General features: G+C 62.7%; 24 protein-coding genes. 12 read left to right on the forward strand and 12 right to left on the reverse strand.

Annotation, left to right across the window (positions count from 1 at the left end; all coding sequences use genetic code 11):
• Window positions 1-40 precede the first annotated feature (40 nt).
• Entirely contained in the window at window positions 41-1624 is a 1584-nt protein-coding gene (locus A3M3_RS0101965) for an aminopeptidase P family protein (protein ID WP_028264925.1), read from the forward strand.
• Between the two features lie 143 nt (window positions 1625-1767).
• Here the strand turns inward: A3M3_RS0101965 and A3M3_RS23480 are convergent, their stop codons facing one another.
• The gene (locus A3M3_RS23480; RefSeq protein WP_035741231.1) at window positions 1768-2589 is read right to left on the reverse strand and encodes a general stress protein; all 822 of its coding nucleotides are present in this window, start codon (window positions 2587-2589) and stop codon (window positions 1768-1770) included.
• Between the two features lie 77 nt (window positions 2590-2666).
• On the opposite strand from A3M3_RS23480, the gene A3M3_RS0101975 reads away from it, so the two are divergent.
• The 3 genes from A3M3_RS0101975 to A3M3_RS0101985 are packed head-to-tail and all read left to right on the forward strand — an operon-like array spanning window position 2667 to window position 5783.
• Window positions 2667-3950 carry a magnesium transporter MgtE N-terminal domain-containing protein gene (locus A3M3_RS0101975; protein WP_028264926.1) on the forward strand — a complete coding sequence of 428 codons (1284 nt, stop codon included), beginning with the start codon at window positions 2667-2669 and terminating at the stop codon, window positions 3948-3950.
• On the forward strand, window positions 3943-4644 hold the full coding sequence (locus A3M3_RS23485) for a DUF1003 domain-containing protein (RefSeq protein WP_442853088.1): 702 nt from the start codon (window positions 3943-3945) through the stop codon (window positions 4642-4644). The genes A3M3_RS0101975 and A3M3_RS23485 overlap by 8 nt, the downstream gene beginning before the upstream one ends.
• 11 nt (window positions 4645-4655) lie before the next feature.
• Window positions 4656-5783 carry an Mrp/NBP35 family ATP-binding protein gene (locus A3M3_RS0101985; RefSeq protein ID WP_028264927.1) on the forward strand — a complete coding sequence of 376 codons (1128 nt, stop codon included), beginning with the start codon at window positions 4656-4658 and terminating at the stop codon, window positions 5781-5783.
• A gap of 3 nt (window positions 5784-5786) precedes the next feature.
• On the opposite strand, the gene A3M3_RS0101990 is transcribed toward A3M3_RS0101985, so the two are convergent.
• The 3 genes from A3M3_RS0101990 to sigE are packed head-to-tail and all read right to left on the reverse strand — an operon-like array spanning window position 5787 to window position 7761.
• Window positions 5787-6170: a twin-arginine translocase TatA/TatE family subunit gene (locus A3M3_RS0101990; protein WP_028264928.1), complete on the reverse strand. Its 384-nt coding sequence runs from the start codon at window positions 6168-6170 to the stop codon at window positions 5787-5789.
• Between the two features lie 31 nt (window positions 6171-6201).
• Window positions 6202-7080, reverse strand: a complete 879-nt coding sequence (locus tag A3M3_RS0101995; protein ID WP_028264929.1) for a hypothetical protein — start codon at window positions 7078-7080, stop codon at window positions 6202-6204.
• 36 nt (window positions 7081-7116) lie between these two features.
• Complete coding sequence (gene sigE / locus A3M3_RS0102000; RefSeq protein ID WP_028264930.1) at window positions 7117-7761, reverse strand: RNA polymerase sigma factor SigE; 645 nt, start codon at window positions 7759-7761, stop codon at window positions 7117-7119.
• Between the two features lie 267 nt (window positions 7762-8028).
• Between sigE and A3M3_RS0102005 the strand changes: the two genes are divergently transcribed.
• Complete coding sequence (locus A3M3_RS0102005) at window positions 8029-8661, forward strand: O-methyltransferase (RefSeq protein ID WP_028264931.1); 633 nt, start codon at window positions 8029-8031, stop codon at window positions 8659-8661.
• 75 nt (window positions 8662-8736) lie between these two features.
• Here A3M3_RS0102005 and A3M3_RS27200 read toward each other — a convergent pair whose 3' ends face one another.
• The 4 genes from A3M3_RS27200 to A3M3_RS0102025 form a co-directional block, all read right to left on the reverse strand.
• A complete protein-coding gene (locus tag A3M3_RS27200; RefSeq protein WP_009357720.1) occupies window positions 8737-8904 on the reverse strand; it encodes a DUF3117 domain-containing protein in 168 nt (55 codons plus the stop codon).
• Window positions 8905-9144: 240 nt separating this feature from the next.
• Window positions 9145-10362 (reverse strand): glycosyltransferase family 39 protein, encoded by a 1218-nt coding sequence (locus A3M3_RS0102015; RefSeq protein WP_028264932.1) that lies wholly within the window; start codon window positions 10360-10362, stop codon window positions 9145-9147.
• Between the two features lie 35 nt (window positions 10363-10397).
• Complete coding sequence (locus A3M3_RS0102020) at window positions 10398-10724, reverse strand: DivIVA domain-containing protein (RefSeq protein ID WP_028264933.1); 327 nt, start codon at window positions 10722-10724, stop codon at window positions 10398-10400.
• 40 nt (window positions 10725-10764) lie between these two features.
• Entirely contained in the window at window positions 10765-11616 is an 852-nt protein-coding gene (locus A3M3_RS0102025; RefSeq protein WP_028264934.1) for a TIGR00730 family Rossman fold protein, read from the reverse strand.
• A 183-nt stretch (window positions 11617-11799) separates the two neighbouring features.
• On the opposite strand from A3M3_RS0102025, the gene A3M3_RS0102030 reads away from it, so the two are divergent.
• The 4 genes from A3M3_RS0102030 (at window position 11800) to A3M3_RS0102045 (ending at window position 15077) form a co-directional block, all read left to right on the forward strand.
• Window positions 11800-12555: an amino acid ABC transporter ATP-binding protein gene (locus A3M3_RS0102030; RefSeq protein ID WP_028264935.1), complete on the forward strand. Its 756-nt coding sequence runs from the start codon at window positions 11800-11802 to the stop codon at window positions 12553-12555.
• Window positions 12556-12604: 49 nt separating this feature from the next.
• Window positions 12605-13504: a glutamate ABC transporter substrate-binding protein gene (locus A3M3_RS0102035; RefSeq protein ID WP_035741234.1), complete on the forward strand. Its 900-nt coding sequence runs from the start codon at window positions 12605-12607 to the stop codon at window positions 13502-13504.
• A gap of 74 nt (window positions 13505-13578) precedes the next feature.
• Window positions 13579-14226: an amino acid ABC transporter permease gene (locus tag A3M3_RS0102040; RefSeq protein ID WP_028264937.1), complete on the forward strand. Its 648-nt coding sequence runs from the start codon at window positions 13579-13581 to the stop codon at window positions 14224-14226.
• On the forward strand, window positions 14223-15077 hold the full coding sequence (locus tag A3M3_RS0102045; protein ID WP_028264938.1) for an amino acid ABC transporter permease: 855 nt from the start codon (window positions 14223-14225) through the stop codon (window positions 15075-15077). Before A3M3_RS0102040 ends, A3M3_RS0102045 begins: the two co-directional genes overlap by 4 nt.
• A 51-nt stretch (window positions 15078-15128) precedes the next feature.
• Here the strand turns inward: A3M3_RS0102045 and dapE are convergent, their stop codons facing one another.
• Complete coding sequence (gene dapE / locus A3M3_RS0102050; RefSeq protein ID WP_028264939.1) at window positions 15129-16253, reverse strand: succinyl-diaminopimelate desuccinylase; 1125 nt, start codon at window positions 16251-16253, stop codon at window positions 15129-15131.
• Between the two features lie 93 nt (window positions 16254-16346).
• Here dapE and dapD point away from each other — a divergent pair, with 93 nt between their 5' ends.
• Complete coding sequence (dapD, locus tag A3M3_RS0102055) at window positions 16347-17372, forward strand: 2,3,4,5-tetrahydropyridine-2,6-dicarboxylate N-succinyltransferase (protein ID WP_028264940.1); 1026 nt, start codon at window positions 16347-16349, stop codon at window positions 17370-17372.
• Between the two features lie 11 nt (window positions 17373-17383).
• The gene (locus A3M3_RS0102060; protein WP_028264941.1) at window positions 17384-18226 is read left to right on the forward strand and encodes a hypothetical protein; all 843 of its coding nucleotides are present in this window, start codon (window positions 17384-17386) and stop codon (window positions 18224-18226) included.
• Between the two features lie 34 nt (window positions 18227-18260).
• On the opposite strand, the gene A3M3_RS0102065 is transcribed toward A3M3_RS0102060, so the two are convergent.
• The gene (locus A3M3_RS0102065) at window positions 18261-18872 is read right to left on the reverse strand and encodes a hypothetical protein (protein ID WP_028264942.1); all 612 of its coding nucleotides are present in this window, start codon (window positions 18870-18872) and stop codon (window positions 18261-18263) included.
• A 64-nt stretch (window positions 18873-18936) separates the two neighbouring features.
• Window positions 18937-19563 carry a TetR/AcrR family transcriptional regulator gene (locus A3M3_RS0102070; protein ID WP_028264943.1) on the reverse strand — a complete coding sequence of 209 codons (627 nt, stop codon included), beginning with the start codon at window positions 19561-19563 and terminating at the stop codon, window positions 18937-18939.
• A gap of 114 nt (window positions 19564-19677) precedes the next feature.
• Between A3M3_RS0102070 and galE the strand changes: the two genes are divergently transcribed.
• Window positions 19678-20691 (forward strand): UDP-glucose 4-epimerase GalE, encoded by a 1014-nt coding sequence (gene galE / locus A3M3_RS0102075; RefSeq protein ID WP_028264944.1) that lies wholly within the window; start codon window positions 19678-19680, stop codon window positions 20689-20691.
• Window positions 20692-20761: 70 nt separating this feature from the next.
• On the opposite strand, the gene A3M3_RS0102080 is transcribed toward galE, so the two are convergent.
• Complete coding sequence (locus tag A3M3_RS0102080; protein ID WP_028264945.1) at window positions 20762-22045, reverse strand: citrate synthase; 1284 nt, start codon at window positions 22043-22045, stop codon at window positions 20762-20764.
• Between the last annotated feature and the right edge of the window lie 192 nt (window positions 22046-22237).

Consider the following 22237-nt stretch of genomic DNA (forward strand, 5'->3'; position numbering starts at 1 on the left):
ACGTTGGCCTAGCGCAGGGCTTTGATGGGACGATGGGATGGTGAAAGATGCAGAAAACACCCAAAACGGTGAAAACACAGCCTCCCAGCCGCTGGAGGAACGCGTCAACAACCGTTCCCAGCGGCCCACATCCGATGCCTTCAAGGCGTTCATGGCCAGCAATTGGGCGCCCGCGCCGCAGGTAACCCCTGCGCGCGACACCGTTGCAGACCATGCTGCCACGCGTCGTCGGGCCATTTCCGACAAATTTGCCGGTTTGCGCCTCGTCGTGCCTGCGGGTCCGCTCAAGGTCCGCTCGAACGATTGCGACTACCGTTTCCGCCCCCACTCCGGCTTCGCCCACCTCACGGGCTTGGGCCTGGACCACGAGCCCGATGCCGTGCTGGTCCTGGAACCCGTCGAGGAGGGAACCGGCGACGACGGCGGCAACCACCGTGCGACGCTCTACTTCCGTCCGTTGGCCGGCCGCGACACCGAACAGTTCTACGCCGACTCGCGTTCCGGTGAGTTCTGGATCGGAGCGCGTCCGACGCTCGCTGAATTCGAAGCGCGCCTTGGCCTCAGGACAGCGCATATCGACGAACTCGAGATGGCCATCACCAAGAATGTCGGTGCCCCGGAAATCGGCGGCATCGCCATCCGTCTGGTCCGCAAAGTTGACGAAAACATTGATGCACTCGTGGACACCGCCCGCTACAACACAGCCAAGGATCCGGACAACCTGGATCTCGGAGAACTCGATGCCCTGGACGAACTGCTGAGCGAGGCCCTCTCCGAATTGCGCTTGCTCAAGGACGCCTGGGAGATCGAGCAAATGAAGGTCGCCGTTGCCGCGACGGTGGAGGGCTTCGGCGACGTGGTCCGCGCCTTGCCCCGGGCGATGACCCACCACCGCGGTGAACGCGTCATCGAAGGCGCTTTCTTCGCGCGCGCCCGTGAGGAAGGGAACGAGCTCGGCTACGACACCATCGCGGCCGCGGGAAACAACGCCACCGTGCTGCACTGGACCCGGAACACGGGCAAGGTCAACGCCGGCGAACTGCTACTGCTGGACGCCGGAGTGGAGGCGGATTCGCTCTACACAGCAGACGTCACGCGGACCATTCCAGCCAACGGGAAATTCTCAGACGTCCAGCGCAAGGTCTATGAAGCGGTCCTTGACGCGGCCGACGCGGGATTTGCCGCAGCCCAGCCGGGAGTGAAGTTCCGCGACATCCATACCGCGGCCACCACAGTCCTTGCCGAGCGCCTCGCCGAGTGGGGCCTGCTGCCCGTCTCCGTGGAGGAAGCCATCAGCAGCGAGGGCCAGCAGCACCGCCGCTGGATGCCCCACGGTACCAGCCACCACCTTGGCTTGGACGTCCACGACTGTGCCCAGGCCAAACGTGACCTCTACCTGGACGGAGTGCTCACCGCGGGCATGGTCTTCACCATCGAACCGGGGCTCTACTTCAAGAACGAGGACCTCGCCATTCCCGAGGAGTACCGCGGAATCGGTGTCCGGATCGAGGACGACATCCTGATGACTGTTGACGGTCCCGTCAACCTCAGCGCGGCCCTCCCCCGCAAGGCCGACGATGTCGAGTCCTGGATGGCGGGCATCTACCAGGATGCTGAATCCTAGCCACTGAAGCAGAACGCGGGAGGCGGGCTACCGGATACTGATCCGGTAGCCCGCCTCTTTTGCTTGCGCCGTCCTAGTAGTGGTGGCGGGCAGCGATCTCGCCGGACTGCCCAAGCGGCGTGATGGCTGGGCGATGCTTGCGGCTAGTCCTTGGCGGTGTCCTCGCCGTTGGCGCCTTGCTCGCTGTTTCCGCCGTCGTTCACCCGCACACCGTACTGTGGCCTGCCGTCCGGAAGGTCCGGGTAGCGGACAGCGGCTGTCGGCCGCGCTGCCTCGACTGGGGCATCCGGAACCGGACGGGCTGCCTCGCCGGCCGTTCCCTGCCCGGTCTCGGGGCTGCGCTGGCCATAGGGGTCCTGCCAGGACGCCGGTCGTTCCGGACCCGGGCGCTTCGAATTACCTGGCTGGACCGGCGGGTTCTGGTGGTCCAGCGGAGGGTATGCCTGCGGAGGCCGTCCAAACGCTGCCTCGGAGGGATTCATCGGCAGTTGGTGAAGGAGACGGCGGGCTTCCTGTGATGCTTCCAACGCGACAATGACGTCATAGTTGGTCGCTACGACCTGACTGGTGGAGGTGAAGTCCCGCTTCCCGCGCTGTGCGGCGTAGGTGACGATCCCAAAAAGCATGAAGAAGGCCGCACCCATGAGTACCGAGGTAACAATCGAGAACGGTCCCCCAGCCGGGGTGAAGAACGAAAGCATGACCCCGACGAAGAGGCCGAACCACATACCGCTCAGGGCACCCGACAACGCGACACGCGGGTAGCTGAGCCGTCCTGTGACCCGCTCCACCATTTTGAGGTCGTTTCCCACAATGGAGACATGTTGGACCGGGAACTGCTGGTCGGCCAGATAATCCACCGCCTTCTGGGCATCAAGATAGGAGGTGTAGGAGCCAACAGTGTCGCCCTTGGGGACGCTGCGGGATTCCTCCGTGGCCTTGGGGGCACCGAAAATGTTCGCCATATCCCCCATTCTGTCCTATACACATGTGAACCGGCTGAAATTCAGCTAAAGGAGAGCAGACTCGGTAGCCTGTAAGGGTGAGCAGAAATCCTTCACGCATCTTTGTTGCGCGCTTGCTCGGCCTCGACGTCTTCGACCCCTTGGGCGATCGCCTGGGCCGGCTGCGTGATGTCGTGGTGCTCTCGCGCGGCTTGCGCGGAGCCCCGCACGCTGTGGGTATCGTGGTGGAAGTTCCGGGCAAGAAGCGGGTCTTCGTCCCCATGACCCGGCTGACGTCCATGGACCAGAGCCAGATCATCTGCACCGGGTTGGTCAATCTGCGCCGATTCCAGCAACGCGGCGCCGAGCAACTCGTGGTGGGCGAACTCTTTGACCGCAAGGTGACACTCAAGGACGGCAGCGGCGACGCCATCATCGAAGACATCGCCATGGACCAGCAGCGCAACGGCGACTGGCTGGTCTCCAAGCTCTTCGTTCGCCGTGGCACATCCACCTCAAGGCTAAGGGGGCTGCGTCGGGGCCACACGCTGCTGGTGGACTGGGCGGACACGCTACAAGGCTCCGATAACGATCCACAGGGTGCCAGCCATTTCGTGGCCACGCACGAGGACCTCAAGCCTGCAGACTTCGCCGATGCGCTGCAGGAAATGTCAGACAAGCGCAGGATCGAGGTGGCCAGTGAGCTCCAGGATGAACGGCTGGCCGACGTGCTCCAGGAATTGCCGGAAGAGGACCAGGTAACACTGCTGTCCGCGCTGGACAATGAACGTGCCGCAGACGTGCTGGAAGAAATGGACCCGGACGACGCCGCGGACCTGCTGGCTGATTTGCCCTCCGCAAAAGCGGAGGAACTGCTGCTCTTGATGGAGCCCGACGAGGCCGACGACGTCCGTAGGCTCCTGCAGTATGACGAAGACACAGCCGGCGGTCTGATGACCCCTGTCCCGGTCATCCTTCCCCCGGAAGCTACGGTCGCTGAAGCGCTGGCTCATGTTCGCAGCGAGGAACTCTCCCCTGCCCTGGCTTCGGCCATCTTTATTTGCCGCCCACCCTTGGAGACCCCCACAGGGCGTTTCCTCGGCGTCGTGCATATCCAGCAGCTGCTCCGGAGCGCACCGCCGGAGCAGCTGGGCAGCATCGTGGACAAGAACCTCGAACCGGTTTCGGATCACGCAAGCGTCAGCGAGGTCAGCCACACCATGGCCTCTTACAACCTCAATTCCCTCCCGGTAGTCAACAGCGCCGGCCGCTTGGTGGGGGCGGTGACTGTTGATGACCTCTTGGACCGTTTGCTCCCGGACGACTGGAGAACCCACGAAGATGGAGCCCCGATCAGGAAACTAGGAGGTCGAATTGGCTGAGAAGCACACCACCGGCGGGCTGGACACCCCGCTCGAGCTGCGTTCCCGCATGCTGCCGAATTTCAGCAGCGATCCCGATGCGTTCGGCCGCTTCGCCGAGCGCTTTGCCCGCTACATGGGCACGGCCAACTTCCTGTTCTACATGACGATCTTCGTCATTGTCTGGATCGCGTTCAATGTGGTCGGCCTGTTCGGTCTCCAGTGGGATCCCTACCCGTTCATCCTCCTCAATCTCTTCTTCTCCACGCAGGCCTCCTACGCAGCCCCCCTCATCCTGTTGGCCCAGAACCGCCAGGACGACCGGGACCGTGTGACCATCGAGCAAGACCGCGCCCGCGACGAGCGTAACCTTGCGGACACGGAGTACCTGACCCGCGAGGTGGCGGCACTTCGCATCGTCCTGCGCGAGGTGGCCACCAGGGACTACGTGCGGGCCGAACTCCGCTCGCTGCTGTCGGATTTGCTCGAAGCGCAGGAGGAGATGGGCACAAACAAGGCCAATGGCTCGAACGATGGCGACAAAGACAAAGCCAAAGACAAAGTAAAGGACAAGCGCGACAAACAGCGCAATCCCCGGACACAGCAAATCCCGAAAGTCCACCCCGCCCATTCAAGTGCCACACAGCCCGAATCCGGGCTCTCCGCGGTCGGCACCTCGCCGAACCCAGGTTCCCCCACCCAGCCTGAAAGCTGAAGATCCTCCACATGAGCACACCATCCGTCGAGGCCCTCAACGCTGCCTTGGCAACCGTCATCGACCCCGAGCTTCGCCGTCCCATCACTGAGTTGGGGATGCTGGAGGCGGTGGAAGCCAACTCGGACGGAACTGTCCGGGTGGCGGTGCTGTTGACCATCGCCGGCTGCCCCTTGCGGGAGACAATCACGGCTGACGCCACGGCTGCCCTGGCGCGGGTGCCGGGCGTGACGGGCGTCGAGGTCGAGCTCAAAGTCATGACGCAGGTTCAACGCGATGCCCTCAAGGAACGGTTGCGCGGCGCCGGCGGCCAGCGCGGAATCCCTTTCAACGAACCGGGCTCCCTGACGAAGGTGTTCGCGGTGGCCAGCGGCAAGGGTGGTGTGGGAAAGTCCTCGGTGACCGTCAACTTGGCGTGTGCCCTTGCGGCCCAGGGGCTGCGCGTAGGAATCGTCGACGCCGATGTCCATGGCTTCTCCGTCCCGGCTCTCATGGGAATCACGCAGCAGCCCACCCGCGTTGACGACATGATCCTCCCGCCGGTGGCCTACGGCGTAAAAGTGATCTCTGTCGGAATGTTTGTTTCGGGGAACAAGGCGGTGGCTTGGCGTGGCCCCATGTTGCACCGGGCACTGGAACAGTTCCTGACCGATGTCTATTTCGGTGACCTCGATGTCCTGTTTTTGGATCTTCCGCCCGGCACCGGCGACATCGCCATCTCGGTGGCGCAGTTGCTTCCCAACGCCGAAATCCTGGTGGTGACCACCCCGCAGGCAGCCGCAGCGGATGTCGCCGAGAGGGCCGGCACCATCGCAACGCAGACGGGCCAGAAACTTGCCGGCGTCGTGGAAAACATGTCCTTCCTGGACATGCCCGACGGCGGCAGGATGGAATTGTTCGGCAGTGGCGGCGGGCTGGTGCTGACTGAGCGGCTGAGCGCCGCCGTCGGAGCCGAGGTGCCGCTGTTGGGGCAAATCCCCTTGGACATCCGTTTGCGCGAAGGCGGCGACGCGGGGCGCCCGGTGGTGTTGACGGCTCCTGAGACGGCCGCAGCGCAGGCCCTTCAGAGCATCGCGGGCAAGCTCAACGCCAAGCCCCGCGGGTTGGCCCGAATGTCGCTCGGGATCCAGCCGAAGTAATCCCTAGGTGGCCTCGGAATCGAAGGGCGCCTTTTCACCGGCGGAGAGCCGTTCAACAACCCGCTCGGGAGCTTTCGGCGCGATATCCACGGCTACTGCAGCAACGGGCGCACCTTCGCTGACAGGCTTCGTGTCATCGTCGAGCAGCGCTTCCTTGATGATGCGGCGGGGATCATATTGACGAGGGTCATATTTCTTCCAGTCGACTTCATCGATGTCGATGCCGACTTCTTCCTTGATCTGTTCACGGGCTCCGGACGCCATGCGCCGCAGTTCCTTGACCAGATTCGCCAGCTTCCGGGTGTATTCAGGCAAGCGACTGGGACCGATCACGATTACGCCGATGATCAGCAGGATCAGAAACTCCGGGCCATTGATTCCAAACACGTATCGAAGATTACCTTGTCCGCTAGTCCGCTCAGAACCCTGCCAGGCCAGCCAGCGCCCGTAGTCCCCGTTGCACCCGTTCATTCCACGTGCCTGGGTTGCCGGCGGAGGGCCGGGCCAGGAGCGAATCTCCTGCCCTCACAAGCTCGGGAACCGCCCCCGCAGTTTGCTCGGCCGGCAGCTCGGAGGAATAGCGCAGGACAGCCACCGGAGAGGCGTAGACGGCCTGCCACAGGGCTCCCTGGCTGATGGACAGCCTTGTCCCGGGGGTGCCGCTGCCTTCCAGGTGCTCTTCCACCAGGGTCGCGTGGTGGTCTCCGCTGCTCAAGTGCAGCTCGATGGCGGGGTGCCCGTCCTGCATCATGGCCCGGGCGGATACCACGTGGTATCCCATGTTTGCCATGTCCGGGCATGCCCAGCCGTCCTTCCGAAGTTCCGCCAGCTGCTGCCCGGTCAGGCTGACAGTTCCCGCCACGGTGACAGGCAGGCCGAGCTGCGAACCGGTCACTGCGAGCTGCTGCTCGGTGTTGCCGGCCAGGGTTGAACCGAGCAAGGTCCGGACTTCCTGATCTCCGCGGTTGGAAGCCTGGGGCGTGGCGTCGCCGCCGATCGCATAGGCGGCCACCGCCAGGATTCCGGCACTGATAGCGAGCCCGCTTGCCGTGGCACTGACAAGCCGTACGCCACGCCAGACGCTTCGCTGGACCGGCCTGCGCCCGGGCGACTCGGTTTGCGCCAAGCGTTCGGTGTGTTCGAGCAGCCGGTTGGTCAAATCCCGGCTGGCTTCGGGGACCTCGGCACGCCTAAGGCGCTCCAGGTACTGGCGTTCACGAAGGACGGCAGCCTGGCATTCAGAGCATTCCTGCAGGTGGCCGGGGGTGCGGCTGTGCCGGATAGTTCCCCGGTTCAAGCCACCTCGTCGTCCGTTCAGCAGACCCATCGCTGGCTAAAGGAGACCGGCGATGCGGGGCATTTTCAGCCGTGGCTTGCGGGTTTGGACCGGACGCGGATCCCGGTGCGCCAGCTTTTCGCGGAGCATGGTCCGGCCGCGGTGGATGCGGGACCTGACGGTCCCGAGTTTCACGCCCAGGGCTTCGGCAACTTCGTCATAGGAGAGGCCTTCAAGATCGCAAAGCACGACGGCGGCGCGAAAGTCCGGCGGGAGTTCTTCAAGGGCGCGCTGGACGTCAAGGTCCAGGTTGTTCAACTCGAAGCTCTGCTCGGGCCCGGGCTCACGGCCGGGCAACCGGGATTCGGCGTCTTCGGCCAAGGCATCGAAGCGGATGCGGCTCTTCCGCCGTGCCTGGTCGAGGAAGAGGTTGGTGGTGATCCGGTGCAACCAGCCGTCGAGCGTCCCCGGCTTGAAGTTTTCGAGCGAACGGAAGACGCGGACAAAGACTTCCTGGGTGAGATCCTCGGCGTCGAACTTGTTTCCCGTCAGCCGATAGGCAAGACGGAAGACTTTGGCCGAGTGGTTCTCCACCACTTCTTCCCAGGTAGGTCTGACCCATTCTTCCGCGGGCGGGGCCTGGTCGGTTGAACCCAGGACTGCTTCCGTCGTCTGGACTGGCGCAGCACTTGATGCCCGCATCGTCCACTCCCCTCAACTGTTTGTCGTCCTGCCGGTCACTCAGGAGTTCGTTGCCGACCGTCACTTGGATGGCCGGACCTACATCATCCCAGTTTTGTCTGGGATTTTGCTGATCACGGGTCCGTTTTCCCGCAGAGCGAACATCGTCCGAAGGACACCCGCACGCCGCCGGGAAGACACAGAATTAGCGGCCGGGGGTGTCCGGGCTGAGCGGCCGGGAGCCAGTAGTCTGGAAGCAACACCCCTCTGCCTGGAAAGCGAACCCCCATGAGTGCCGATAAGTCAACCAGCTGGTCCTATGCAGAAGATCTGCCTGCCGAGGACGACGTGTTGCTTCGCGCCCGTGAACGGTCGTTCGAGCTGGGCGTTACTCCAGTCAGCCCCGGCGTCGGCGCTGTCCTGACGGTACTCGCGGCGGCATCGAAGGCGCAGACCGTTGTGGAGGTCGGTTCCGGGGCAGGAGTGTCCGGCGTGTGCCTTCTGCGTGGCCTCAGCCCCCAAGCTGTCCTGACAACGATCGACGTCGACGTCGAGCACCTTAAAGCCGCGCGCGAGGCCTTCCTGGAGTCGGGCAGTCCCGCGAACCGGACCCGGACCATTTCCGGCCGCGCAGCCGATGTCTTGCCGCGCCTCACCGATTCCGCTTACGACCTCGTGTTCATCGACGCTGACAAGCCCAACTTTCCCGGATACGTCGAGCAGGCCATCAGGTTGCTCAAGTCCGGCGGAACGCTGGTCATCAATGACGCTTTGGACAAGGACAAGGTTTCCAACCCGGCCGCCAGGGACAGCACCACAGTGGTGTTGCGCCAGATCGGCAAGGCCATCCGCGATGACGAGCGCCTCTCCTCGGCAATGCTTCCCACTGGTGACGGTTTGCTGGTAGCAGTCAAGAAGTAGTCTGCTCCCGCCATACCCCAAGCTTAAACATCAAAGCAGGGCGCCGGCTCTTCTGCCGGGCCCTGCCCAGTGAATCTATTCGGTAACGCCTACGAGGCATTCCTTGAGGTTCGCCGCTTCTGCTGCGTTGAGTTCGACCACTAGCCGTCCTCCGCCTTCGAGCGGCACACGCATGATCAGGCTGCGGCCCTCTTTGGTTACTTCCATAGGGCCGTCGCCAGTACGTGGTTTCATAGCCGCCATTAGGAAAATCCCCTCCAGTTGTCCCAAATCCCGCCAACCCGGCCGGGCTGGCTCCGCGTGGAATTTACGGCGTCGACAGTCTTGGCTGTTCAGTCGTCTCAGTCGTCGCCGCCGAGCACCCGAGGGTGCTTTTTGTCCTTGCTTGTGTCCATTATCTCGTAATTACCCGCCCGTAGCTAATTGATGGACTTTTCCCGGCGGGCCGCGATCGCTCTTGAACAGGCCAAACGCCCCCCGGCGTCACGGAGGATAGTCTCCGCCGCCCGGCAGCGGAGCCCACGCCCACAGCCAGACAATCCAGACGATCTGAAGGAGGACGAACATGACCACCACCGTGCCACGGTAGGCCTTCGAACGAGACAACCATGCCGCGCTGAGCGCCAGGGGGAACAACGGCAGGAGCATCCGGAACGTACTCGTCTGCGGGTGCAGGAAAGCCAGCAGGTACGCCATGTAGCACGTGCACCACAGCCGCAGTTCAGTGCCCAAGGCCCGGACCGGCTTGCTCAGCATCATCAGGGCAAAGACCGCCACGAACATAAACGGCGCCAGCGTCCCGAGCACGGGCCCGAAGAGCATTTGGCCGGTCTCGAACCACGGCTTGAAGGGAACAAGGTCATCCCCACGCCACACGGTTTCGGTCTTCGTGTAGGCCAGCGGATCGCCGGTGACTGCCCAGGCAATGGCCGGCCAAGCGAGCGCGCCCGCCACGCTGACCACTACCAGCCCGGTCAGCGATGCAAGTTCCCGGAGCGCGGGAGCAGCCAATTCCCTGGGCACGGTGGTCAGCTCCGGACGGCGTCCGAACCTCCTCCAAAGGCGATTCAGCAAGAGCACCCCGACCATCGCCGCGAAAGGCACACCAGTGGGCCGCGATAGGCACATGAGCAAGACCACGGGCATCGCTGCAAGGTACTTGCGGCGCACCACGAGCAGAAGGGAGCCCGCCAGCAGCAGGATATTGAGGGATTCCGCGTAGGGGACCTGCAGGATGGGCGAGACGGGGAATGTCGAGAAAAAAACGACTGCCCAGAGCGCAGTGCGGCGCCCGGTGTATTCCCGGAACAGCTTGTAAACCACCATGGCCGCCCCGAGCCCGGCGACCATGGCAATCGTCGTTAAAGCCGGCAGGGTTGCCAATCCGGTGAGGGCTCCGAGTGCCCTGGCGAGGTAGGGAAACAGGGCGTAGAAGGCCCAGGAATTTTCCGCGACATTGCCGCTCGCATTCAGCGGCAGGACAGACGGATAACCGTTGTCGGCCGCTTGGGCGTACCAGCGTCCATCCCAGATCGTGATGAAGTTCCAGTAGTCAGGTGTTGGCGGAAACCACGGATTGACGCCTTGCTGCAATGCCGCAGCCATGAAGATGCACGCGCTGACAAGCCTCGCGGCGATGTAGATGAGGGCGATCTGGACCCACCACGGCCAAGCCGCGGCATGAGCTCCTACGCGGCGCAGCGTACTCTTCGAGGAGCGCGTTCCGAGGGACGGGGTCACGCTGTCGGTTCTTCCTGGTTCCTGGCTGTTTCAAGGGAGCGCTTCAGCCGGTCGATTTCCCTCTCCTGCGCGGTGAGTTGATCCCTCAACTCATCGAGCACCTGATCAACCTGGTCCATCCGGTAGCCGCGCAGGCCCAGGGCAAACCGTACGCGGTCGACGTCGGACGCCTTGGCTCCGGCCGGTAGCAGAACCGGCGGCAGGTTCGGGACTGGTTCATCCAACCCGGCGCCGGAGTTGCGGCTGGACCGGGCCATTCCGGCACCGAGAAACAACACGGCACCGGCAATGGCGATCGCGAGAAAGACCAAGAAGAAGCTCACAACACCATCGTGCCAGACTCAGCTGAGAGCTCAGGCAACGCTACTCCGGGCGCTGGTCGCCATTGGTCGAGGGCGGACGCGGGACGCCGTGCAGCACGCGGTGCACGGCATCCGCCGGATCGTCAACCAGCTGGATGAGGTCCAGGTCCTTCGCGGAGACCATGCCTTCGGCCACCAAAGTCCCCTTGATCCATTCGATCATCGGGCTCCAGAAGTCAACACCCAACAGGACGATGGGGAACGACGTCACTTTGCGGGTCTGCACCAGGACCATGGCCTCGAACAGTTCGTCCAAGGTCCCCAAGCCGCCCGGCAGGACGATGAAACCTTGCGCGTACTTCACGAACATGGTCTTTCGGGCGAAGAAGTACCTGAAGTTGATACCCAGGTCCACCCACCGGTTCAGACCCTGTTCAAACGGCAGTTCGATGCCCAGGCCCACGGACACTCCATTGCCTTCCACAGCACCCCTGTTGGCGGCTTCCATGGATCCGGGGCCGCCTCCTGTGATGACGGCGACGCCGGCTTCGGCGAGATGGCGGCCGACTTGCACGCCCATGTCGTAAAAGCCGGTTCCTGGCTTGGTGCGGGCGGAACCGAAGACGCTGACCGCCGGGCCAAGCTCTGCCAGTGCACCGAACCCTTCGACGAATTCGCTCTGGATTCGAAGTACCCGCCACGGGTCGGTGTGAATAAAGTGGTCCGCTCCCCGCGTGTCCAGGAGCCGTTGGTCCGACATCGGCATGGCGGCCTGTTTGCGCCGAAGCTCCAAGGGTCCTTTGTGCTTGGCTGGCGGTTCCGCGGCAACGGCAGGAGCTGACGCTGCCGTTCCGTTGCCCGTGGCTTTGCCGTTAGCGTCTGGACTTGGAACCTGGGGCTGGCTGGTACTCATTGACATAGGCTAGCGCGGATGGCGGGTACTACTGTTCCAGCGCTGCTCTCTTGTTCGTGTTGCCGCACGCGGCTGCACTCCTTCCTGCCAACAAACTGCAAGAGAGGTATCTGTTGAATCACGATCTGCGGAAGTTGTTGTGAGCTGGCTCATCATAGGGCGTTTCTTCGCTAGATTCGACGTATGACTACTCAAGCCTCCAGCGAAACCCTCGTCTCCCTGAATGGCGTCAACAAGCACTACGGTCAACTGCATGTCCTCAAGGACATCAACCTCCAGGTCAAGAAGGGCGAGGTTGTGGTTGTCATCGGGCCGTCGGGCTCGGGTAAGTCGACGCTGTGCCGGGCCATCAACCGGCTCGAGACCATCGACACGGGCGAGATCTCGATCGACGGCAAGAAACTTCCCGAGGAAGGCAAGGAACTCGCCCTCCTCCGTGCCGACGTCGGGATGGTCTTCCAGTCCTTCAACCTGTTCGCGCACAAGACGATCCTCGAGAACGTCACCCTGGGTCCGATCAAGGTCAAGAAACTGGACAAGGCAACCGCGGACAAGGAAGCCATGGCGTTGTTGGAGCGGGTCGGCGTCGGGCAACAGGCACCCAAGTTGCCGGCACAATTGTCCGGCGGCCAGCAGCAGCGTGTGGCAATCGCGCGGGCCCTCGCCATGAAACCGAAGGTCATGCTGTTCGATGAGCCGACCTCCGCCCTTGACCCGGAAATGATCAACGAGGTCCTGGACGTCATGGTCCAGCTGGCCAAGGAAGGCATGACCATGATCGTGGTCACCCACGAGATGGGCTTTGCCAGGAAGGCTGCGGACCGTGTGGTCTTCATGGCGGACGGCCAGATCGTGGAAGACGCCAAACCCGAGGAATTCTTCACCAATCCCCAGAGCAACCGTGCCAAGGATTTCCTCTCGAAACTCCTGACCCACTAGCACCCACCGCACCCGGGCCGCAGTGCGGCCGCACAATGAAAGGAACATCATGAAGGCTTTTATCACCCGGAGGAAATCTCTTCTGGTCGCCGCAAGTGCAGTGCTCGCCCTGTCGCTGAGCGCATGTGGGGGAAGCGGCGGCGGCTCCACGGCGCCGAGCAGTGCGTCCGCACCTTTCACCGTGGCTCAGAATGTGTCCATCACGGGCAGCCCGACATTCGACACCATCAAATCGAATGGGAAAGTCCGGATCGGCGTGAAGCAGGATCAGCCCGGCTTGGGATTCAAAGATGCTGCGACCGGCGAGTACAGCGGCTTTGACATCCAGATTGCCCAGTGGATTGCGGCATCCCTTGGCTTCTCCCAGGACAAGATCGAATACAAGCCAATCCCTTCCGCCAACCGCGAGTCAGCCATTACCAACGGCGACATCGACTATTACGTCGGGACGTACTCCATCACTGACAAGCGCAAGCAGCTGATCGATTTCGCGGGTCCCTACTTCGTGACCGGCCAGGGCCTGCTGGTCAAGAAGGACAACACGTCCATCAACAGTGAGAAGGACCTCTCCGGCAAGAACGTCTGCTCGGCCACCGGTTCCACGCCGATTCAGAACATCAAGGCGAACTTCCCCAGCACCAAGACCACAGAGTTCGACACGTACTCGCAGTGCGTCGAAGCCCTCAAGAGCGGTCAGGTCGACGCCGTCACCACCGACCAGGCCATCCTGCTCGGCTACGCTGCCCAGGAGCCGGACAGCCTGAAGGTCGTCGGCCAGCCATTCACCGTTGAGAAGTACGGTGTCGGCCTGAAGAAGGGCGACACTGCGCTGCGCCAGTTCATCAACAAGATGTTCACCGATGGCGGATCCACGTGGCAGAAAATCTACGACTCCACCCTGGGGCAGTCCGGCACCAAGGTCACCCAGCCCGCAGTGGACAACTACTAAGCCAATGTTGAGGGGGCGGCTCAAAGCCGCTCCCTCGGATGTCCCCTCAAATATCGGCTGAAAGCGACCATTCTGTGAATACGCTGCTGAACAACTCGGATCTCTTTATCACGGGGTTCCGGAACACCCTCATACTCTTCTTCTTTGCCGGGATCTTTGCCTTGATCCTGGGCACCATCGTGGCAACACTGCGTGTTTCTCCGATCCCTGCGATGCGCGCCGCAGCCACGCTGTATATCAACGTGGTGCGCAACACCCCGTTGACGCTGGTCCTGTTCTTTTTTGCCTTGGGCTATCCGAAGCTCGGCCTCGTCGAAATTGATTTCATGACTGCCGCTACCGTTGGCCTCAGCCTATACACGGCCACGTACGTGGCCGAGGCCGTACGCTCCGGCATCAACACCGTTCCCGTGGGCCAAGCCGAAGCTGCCCGCGCCATCGGACTGACGTTCACGCAAACGCTCACGGTCGTGATCCTCCCCCAGGCTTTCCGCGCGGTCATCCCGCCCATGTTCAGCGTGTTCATTGCATTGCTCAAGAACACCACGGTGGCTGCAGGATTTTCAGTGGCCGAAGCGGGGGCCATTCGGTCAAACCTTTCCGAGCGCGGGGAACCCGCCATGGCCGGACTGCTCTGGGTCGCACTAATATTCGTTCTGATCGTTTTCATCCTTTCCTTCGCACAGCGAAAGCTTGAAAAGAAATGGAAGGTGGCCCGATGAGCTCGGTTCTCTTTGACGCCCCGGGGCCAAAAGCGCGCGCACGCTACAGGATTCTCGGCGTCGTAACCGCCCTGGTCATCATTGCCATCGTCGGGTTCATCGTCCTCCGCTTCGCTCAAAGCGGGCAGTTCGATGCGAAGAAATGGCAGTTGTTCACCTTCCCGCTGGTGCAGCAGACCATCGTCCAGTCGGTAGGTGCAACGCTTTCCGCTTTTGCCACGGCAGCCGTGTTCAGCCTTGTCCTCGGTGTCTTCCTGGCGTTCGGCCGGCTCTCCGACCGCAAGTGGATCAGCATGCCTTGCTACGGGTTCACGGAACTCTTCCGTGCCGTTCCCTTGCTGATCCTCATGATGATCTTCTACTACGGACTACCCCAGCTGGGCGTCCAGGGCATCACGCCTTTTACGGCAGTCGTTGCCGGCCTGGTGCTGTACAACGGATCGGTGCTGGCGGAAGTCTTCCGCGCCGGCATTGAATCGCTTCCCCGCGGACAGAGCGAGGCCGGCTATGCCATCGGCTTGCCCAAGAGCGCGGTGATGACGAACATCCTGCTTCCGCAGGCGGTCCGCTCGATGCTCCCGGTGATCATTTCCCAGCTCGTGGTCATTCTCAAGGACACGGCGTTGGGCTTCATCGTGACCTACAACGAAATCCTCTTCCAAGCGAAATACTTCGGAAGCCAAGCCCAGTACGGCTCGCCCATCATCCCCTCCGCCATCATTGCCGGCGTGCTGTACGTGGGCATGTGCCTGATCCTCGCGGGCATCGCCAAGTGGCTTGAAAGCCGGATGCGCCGCAACGTCAAAGTGGTGAAGGTAGCCAGATCGGAAATTGTGGCGGCCGAGGGCTAGCCAAAACGTGGGTGTGGCCCGCGGGGCCACACCCACGTTCGCAGTTAAACGTTAGTCGGCCAGCCACAGACGAAGGGCGCGGAGGCACTCGCGGATGGCATCGGCGTCGACGTGTTCATTGTCCTTATGGGCCAGCAGCGGATCGCCGGGGCCGAAATTGACTGCGGGAACGCCTAGTTCACTGAAGCGCGCGACGTCGGTCCAACCGTATTTGGGTTTGGGATCGGCGCCGACGGCGGCAACGAAGGACGCGGCAGCCGGGTGGTTGAGGCCGGGCCTGGCGCCAGCGGCGGCGTCGGTGCGGACCACGTCGAAGCCCTCCAACAGTTCACGGACGTGGGCTTCGGCTTGGTCCGGGGTCTTGTCCGGCGCGAATCGGTAGTTGATTTCCACCACGCAGCGGTCCGGAATCACGTTGCCTGCGGTACCGCCGTTGATCTTCACGGCATTGAGGCTTTCCCGGTAGTCGAGCCCGTCCACGTTGACAGTGCGCGGTTCGTAGGCAGCCAAGCGGCTGAGGATGGGCGCGGCAGCGTGGATCGCATTGCTGCCCATCCACGCCCGGGCCGAGTGGGCCGCCTCCCCCACCGTGGTGGCTTCGAAGCGGCTAGTGCCATTGCAGCCACCTTCCACGGTGCCGTCAGTGGGTTCGAGGAGGATCGCGAAGTCACCTTCCAGGAGATGGCCGTGGTTCCGTACCAAGCGAGCAAGGCCGCTCTTGACGGCTTCGACTTCCTCATGGTCGTAGAAGACGAACGTGACATCCTTGCCCGGCTCGGCACCGCCGTCGAACATGGTGGCCGCGAGGGCAAGCTGTACCGCAACTCCGCCCTTCATGTCGGTTGCGCCGCGTCCGTATAGATTCCCTGTGCCCGCGATGCCGGACTCCCACGTCGACGGCACTGTGCCTAGTGAACCTTCCACGGTGGGCAACGGTACGGTATCGAGGTGGCCGGCAAGGATGACCCGCTCAGGACGTCCAAGCTCGGTTCGGGCAATGATGGCGTCGCCATCCCGCACCAACCGCAGCCCCGGGATCGTGCGAAGGGCAGACTCGACGGCGTTCGCCAACGCGGATTCGTTGCCGGACACGCTGTTGATGTCCATGAGCGCTGCGGTCAGCAACGCGACGTCTTGCCGGAGGTCAAGAAGAATCGGAGTAGTTTCGACGGTCACTTGTCCACTGTATCCCGCGATCCCGCGCGAATTGCGACCCTTGGGACCACACTCGGTTTCGAGGCAGCCAGCGGCTCTCGATAGACTTGCAGCATGACTGAAACCGCTGCCTCAGCCGCACCCGATAGCGCATCTGCAAACCACCGTTCCGCCTATGGCTTTGGCCTGGCCACCATCGCCACCTCCGACGCCGGAGAAGCGACAGTACTGGACGCATGGTTTCCGGCGCCGGCCCTGGGCGTAGCGGCCGAGTCCCTGCGAACGGTGGAGCATGCGGATGAATCGTTGACCAGCCTTGCTTCTGATAGCCGCGACGCCGACCGCGGGACGGAGCAGAAGGTTGTCTTCGCCCAGATCAACCTGGATGAAGCCCCCGCGGACACCGTGGACGCCTACTTGCGCCTTCACTTGCTCTCGCACCGCCTGGTCCAGCCCAACAGCATCAACCTGGACGGTATCTTCGGCAAGCTCCCCAACGTTGTGTGGACCAACTTCGGTCCCGCCGCGGTGGACGGTTTTGAAGCGACTCGCGCCCGCCTCCGCAAGCGCGGCGCGGTCACCGTGTATGGAGTGGACAAGTTCCCCCGTATGGTGGACTACGTCGTCCCCAGCGGCGTCAGGATAGCTGACGCAGACCGTGTCCGTTTGGGCGCCTACCTCTCCGAAGGCACCACCGTCATGCACGAGGGCTTCGTGAACTTCAATGCCGGCACGCTTGGCACCTCCATGGTGGAAGGCCGCATCTCCGCAGGGGTGGTGACCGGTGACGGCACCGACGTCGGCGGCGGCGCCTCCATCATGGGCACCCTGTCCGGTGGCGGCAAGGAAAAGATCGCCCTGGGTGAGCGTGTACTGCTGGGGGCGAATTCCGGCGTGGGCATCAGCATCGGCGATGATTCCGTGGTTGAAGCCGGCCTCTACGTCACGGCAGGAACCCGCGTACGGATCCTCGGCCCAAAGGACGCCAACGGCGAGGACACCAGCAGCATCATCAAGGCCGTGGAACTCTCGGGCATGCCGAACCTGCTGTTCCGCCGCAACTCCAGCACGGGTGAAGTCGAGGTCCTCCCCCGCAAGGGACAGACGGTGGAGCTCAACGAAGCCCTTCACATCAACTAGCTGATATCTGGATGCGCCGTCTCCGACGCACCATCATCTTGTTGCTGGCGCTTGCCTTGGTGGCTGGCGCCTTCTACGCCGTGGTGACTGTACTGCAGCGCTCCGAAACCCTGGTTACGGAGCGCTGCACCGCCGTCGTCGGCTCGGATTCCTACGAGTTGGCGACGGACCAGGCGGCAAATGCCGCCCTGATCGCGGCTATCTCAGTGAAACGGGGGCTGCCACCTCGCGCTGCCACCATTGCTGTCGCCACCGCCATGCAGGAATCCAGGCTGCGCAACATCGGCCACGGCGACGAGGTAGGCCCCGATTCGCGCGGGCTGTTCCAGCAGCGTCCGTCCCAGGGATGGGGGACCGAGGCGCAGGTCATGGATCCCGTTTACGCGACAAACGCTTTCTACGACCACCTGGTGAAGATACCCGGCTACGAGACCATGGCGATCACCGATGCTGCGCAAGCGGTCCAGCACTCCGCATTCCCTCAGGCCTACGCGCAGCATGAAGCCATGGGCCGCGCCTACGCGTCTGCCCTGACCGGACACTCCGAAAGGGCTCTGGACTGCACGCTCCGCGCCGCGGACACTGCCGGTGATCCGAACGCCGTTGTGGATGCGATGACGACGGCGTTCGGGTCCCTGCCGGCCGTGGCCCAAGGCCGAACGGTCCAGCTGAACGTCACTGCTCCGCAATCGTGGGCTGTGGCCCAGTGGGCAGTGGCGAATGCCAAAGCCCTCTCGGTGACTCAGGTGGACGTGGCGGGCGGGACTTGGAACCGGCAGGATCGCAAAGGCTGGCAGGATTCCACGGCAGGATCGGGAACGGTGACTATCACGGTTTCGGCGCCGAAGACGTAGTCCCTGCCTGGTAGTCCGGTCCCCACCCCGCGCCTCAGACCAGTAGTTCAACCACCGGCTGGACGTAGCTGCGGAATATCTCCGGCTGGGACAACAGACCCTCGCTCATGATCATCTTGTCAGGCTCGAGGTACCAGGCCCTCGGCTCGTTGAGCGGCAGTTCGATGATCTTCAGGTTGAAGTCCCGGGAACTCCGTCCGACCTCCAGCAAGCGGTCCTCCACCATGTCACCAATAAGCATCGTGGCACCGCTGGCCTCGCGCTCGGCTTCAAGCTTTTCGTACTCTTCGACGCGTTCACGGGCCCACGTGAGGGCAGCACCGAAGTGTGCCTGCAGGACCCTGCGGAGGGCAGGCGAGTTGCCGAAAGCATTGAAACCCGGGGGTGAAAGCTCTGGCGCGGCATCGGGATACGCTTTCAGCAGTTGCTCCCACCATGCTTCCCACTCGGTCTTGAGGGCCGGCATCCCGCCTACTTCGGCGGTAAGGTGTGTGTGGTCCGCGTGCCTCACTTTGGGTGTGGCATGGGAGAGCGCCGGCCTTCCGGCTCCGTCCAGTCCGGCAACGTCTCTCAGATACAAGGCAATGAGCATCGGTCCTGAGGTGTCCATGGTGATCCGCCACCCCTGACCGCCTGTGTCATGCATCCGAATTGCCTCCCTTGGCAGGTGCCCGCTCAGGGTTCCAGTCTATTCCCGATGAGCCTTGACGTTAACGGTTGGACGGCAGCCCAACGAGAGTGTCCAGATGCGCGGTCAGAACGTCACGGCAGACCTCCGCTGTCATCCACTCCGGCTGCAGCAGGGCATGCATGCACAGTCCGTCGAGGGTCGCCAAGAGGCGCTCGGCCTCAGTTACCAGGCGCTCCTGGCCGGTCCCGCCGTCGGGCATCAGTCGCATCACCAAGCGGCCGACGACGGCGGCCACGGCACGGTGGCTGCGTGCGGCTTCTTGTTGGAGTACGGGTTTGATCCGCGCCGCATGCCGGAATGCGATCCAGACGCAGGCGTCGACGGCCAGTTCCTCGTCGAGCGGCAGGAATTGACCCAGGAGGGTTAATACGGCGGCATCGTGTTCAGCCGAGTCCGGTTCCGAGGATTCGACGACGGCGAACGCTTCCTCGAGCCGCGCGGCGATCCTGTCGATGACCACGGAGAAGGAATGGACCAGCAATTCATCGCTGCTGGCAAAGTAGTGGCGGACCGAGCCAACAGCAAGTCCGGCCTCGTCAGCCACCTCCCGCAATGAGGCACGTTCCAGGCCATCCGAGGCGATGATCCTGAAGACGGCTTCGACTACTTCCTGGCGCCGGGCTTCGGCATCAACAATCTTGGGCACAGATCTTTTTAGCACGAATGTGCTTGTACCGCGGGGGCGGCACCCGGGCGTGGCAAAACTGTGGCGCACGCAACAGTCAGCGGACACGGCCCAAGTTCGGTTAGCGTTGGTTGCATGAGAATTCTTGTCACGGGCGGCACCGGTTACATCGGATCGCACACCGTCCTGTCCCTTTTGGAAGCCGGACACGAAGTCCTCGTGGTAGACAACCTCGTGAATTCAAGCGAAGAGTCCTTGCGCCGCGTTGTTGAACTCGCAGGAAAGGCGGCAGCGTTCCACCACGTAGATCTCTTGGATGCGGGCGCGCTTGAGTCTGTGTTCGATCAGCACAGTATCGACGCCGTGATTCATTTCGCCGGGCTTAAGGCAGTTGGCGAGTCCGTGGAGGAGCCGCTGAACTACTACTACAACAACGTTGGGGGAACGCTGAACCTGCTCCGGGCCATGGACAAATACGGCGTCCGGTCCATCGTCTTCAGTTCCTCGGCAACCGTGTACGGCGAGCACAACCCCATCCCCTATGTTGAGAAGATGGAGATCGGGGCGAACAACCCTTATGGCCGCACCAAGGAGCAGATCGAGGACGTCCTGACGGACCTCGGCGCAGCGGACGAACGTTGGCACATCGCCTTGCTGCGCTACTTCAATCCGGTGGGCGCGCACCCCTCCGGCAGGATCGGCGAGGACCCGCAGGGCATCCCGAACAACTTGGTTCCGTACATCGCCCAAGTTGCTGTCGGTCGCCGTGAAAAGCTCATGGTGTTCGGTGGAGACTATGACACCCCGGACGGCACCTGCCTACGGGATTACATCCACGTGGTCGACCTCGCTGAAGGCCATGTCGCCGCGTTGGACTACGTCGCGGTCCGCCCAGGAGTACACCGCTGGAACCTCGGCTCCGGAAAGGGTACCTCCGTGTTGGAGATGCTCCACGCCTTCGAACAGGCCGTGGGCCACGCGCTGCCGTATGAGATCACGGGACGCCGAGCCGGAGACCTGCCCGCGTTCTGGGCCGACGCCTCATCCGCCCTGGCGGACCTCAACTGGTCCACCACGAAGACCGTGGATCAAATGTGCGAGGACCATTGGCGCTGGCAGAAGAACAACCCGCTCGGCTATAGCTCTTAAAAGCAACGCGGGGTCACTTACGGCCCATGATGTCCTCCGGGACAGGCCGTAAGTGACCCCGCGTTAGGGTCTAGATCGCCGGGTAGTCGCGTTCCGGTTCTCCGGTGTAGAGCTGCCGCGGGCGGCCGATCTTCGTCTGAGGATCGTTGATCATTTCGCGCCACTGGGCGATCCAGCCGGGAAGGCGCCCGATCGCGAACAGGACGGTGAACATCTTCTCCGGGAAACCCATGGCCTTGTAGATCAGGCCCGTGTAGAAGTCGACGTTCGGGTAGAGCTTGCGCTGGATGAAGTAGTCGTCAGCCAAGGCCTTCTCTTCGAGACGCATAGCGATGTCCAGGAGTTCGTCGTTACCGCCGAGCTTGCCGAGGATTTCGTGTGCCGTCGCCTTGATGATCTTCGCGCGCGGGTCGTAGTTCTTGTAGACCCGGTGTCCGAAGCCCATGAGGCGGACACCGTCCTCCTTGTTCTTGACCTTCTCCATGTAGTCCTCGGGCTTAACGCCGTCGGCTTGGATCTGGCGCAGCATCTTCAGCACGGCCTCGTTGGCGCCGCCGTGTGCGGGGCCGAAGAGGGCGTTGATGCCTGCGGAAACGGAAGCGAACAAGTTCGCGTTCGACGAGCCCACCAGGCGCACGGTCGACGTCGAGCAGTTCTGCTCGTGGTCCGCGTGCAGGATGAGCAGGAGGTCCAGCGCCTTGACGACGACCGGATCCAGTTCGTACTGCTCCGCCGGCAGGCCGAAGCTCAACCGCAGGAAGTTCTCCACGAGGTTCATGGAATTGTCCGGGTACAGCATGGGCTGGCCAATGGACTTCTTATGGGCGTAGGCCGCGATGACCGGGAGCTTCGCCATCAGGCGGATGGTGGACACTTCCACATGCTCCGGGTTGAACGGGTCCAAAGAGTCCTGGTAAAACGTGGACAACGCGGAGACAGCCGAAGACAGGACCGGCATCGGATGCGCATCACGCGGGAAGCCGCCGAAGAAACCCTTGAGTTCTTCGTGGAGCAGCGTGTGGTGGCGGATGCGCTGGTCGAACGCGTCCAGCTCGGTAGGCGTGGGCAAGTTGCCGTAGATCAGCAGGTAGGAAACCTCCAGGAAGCTGGAGTGCTGTGCAAGCTGCTCGATCGGGTATCCGCGGTAGCGCAGGATGCCGGCATCGCCATCGATGTAAGTGATTGCCGACGTGGTGGCGGCGGTGTTCATGAAGCCGGGGTCATAGGCGACGGCGCCCGTCTGCTTCAGCAGCTTGGAAACGTCGTATCCTTCGTTCCCTTCTACAACCTTGATCCGCGGGAGCTCGAGCTCTCCGCCGGCATGGCGCAGGGTAGCACTGGTGGTCTCAGTCATGGAGTCCCCTTCATGAGGCTCTGGGCCTCGGTCGAAAGCTTGATCCAACCAACATCTGGTGACACCGGCCCCGGCCTGCAAGTGCAGGCGCCATCGGCCGGACTGCCTTCGTGGAGAAAGCCACCATTGATAGTCACTTAAAAGCTACCGCCAGTCAGCGGGACAAACTAATCCACAAGCGACGGTTACTGG

The sequence above is a fragment of the Arthrobacter sp. MA-N2 genome (genome assembly GCF_000517125.1).
Classification (GTDB): domain Bacteria; phylum Actinomycetota; class Actinomycetes; order Actinomycetales; family Micrococcaceae; genus Arthrobacter; species Arthrobacter methylotrophus.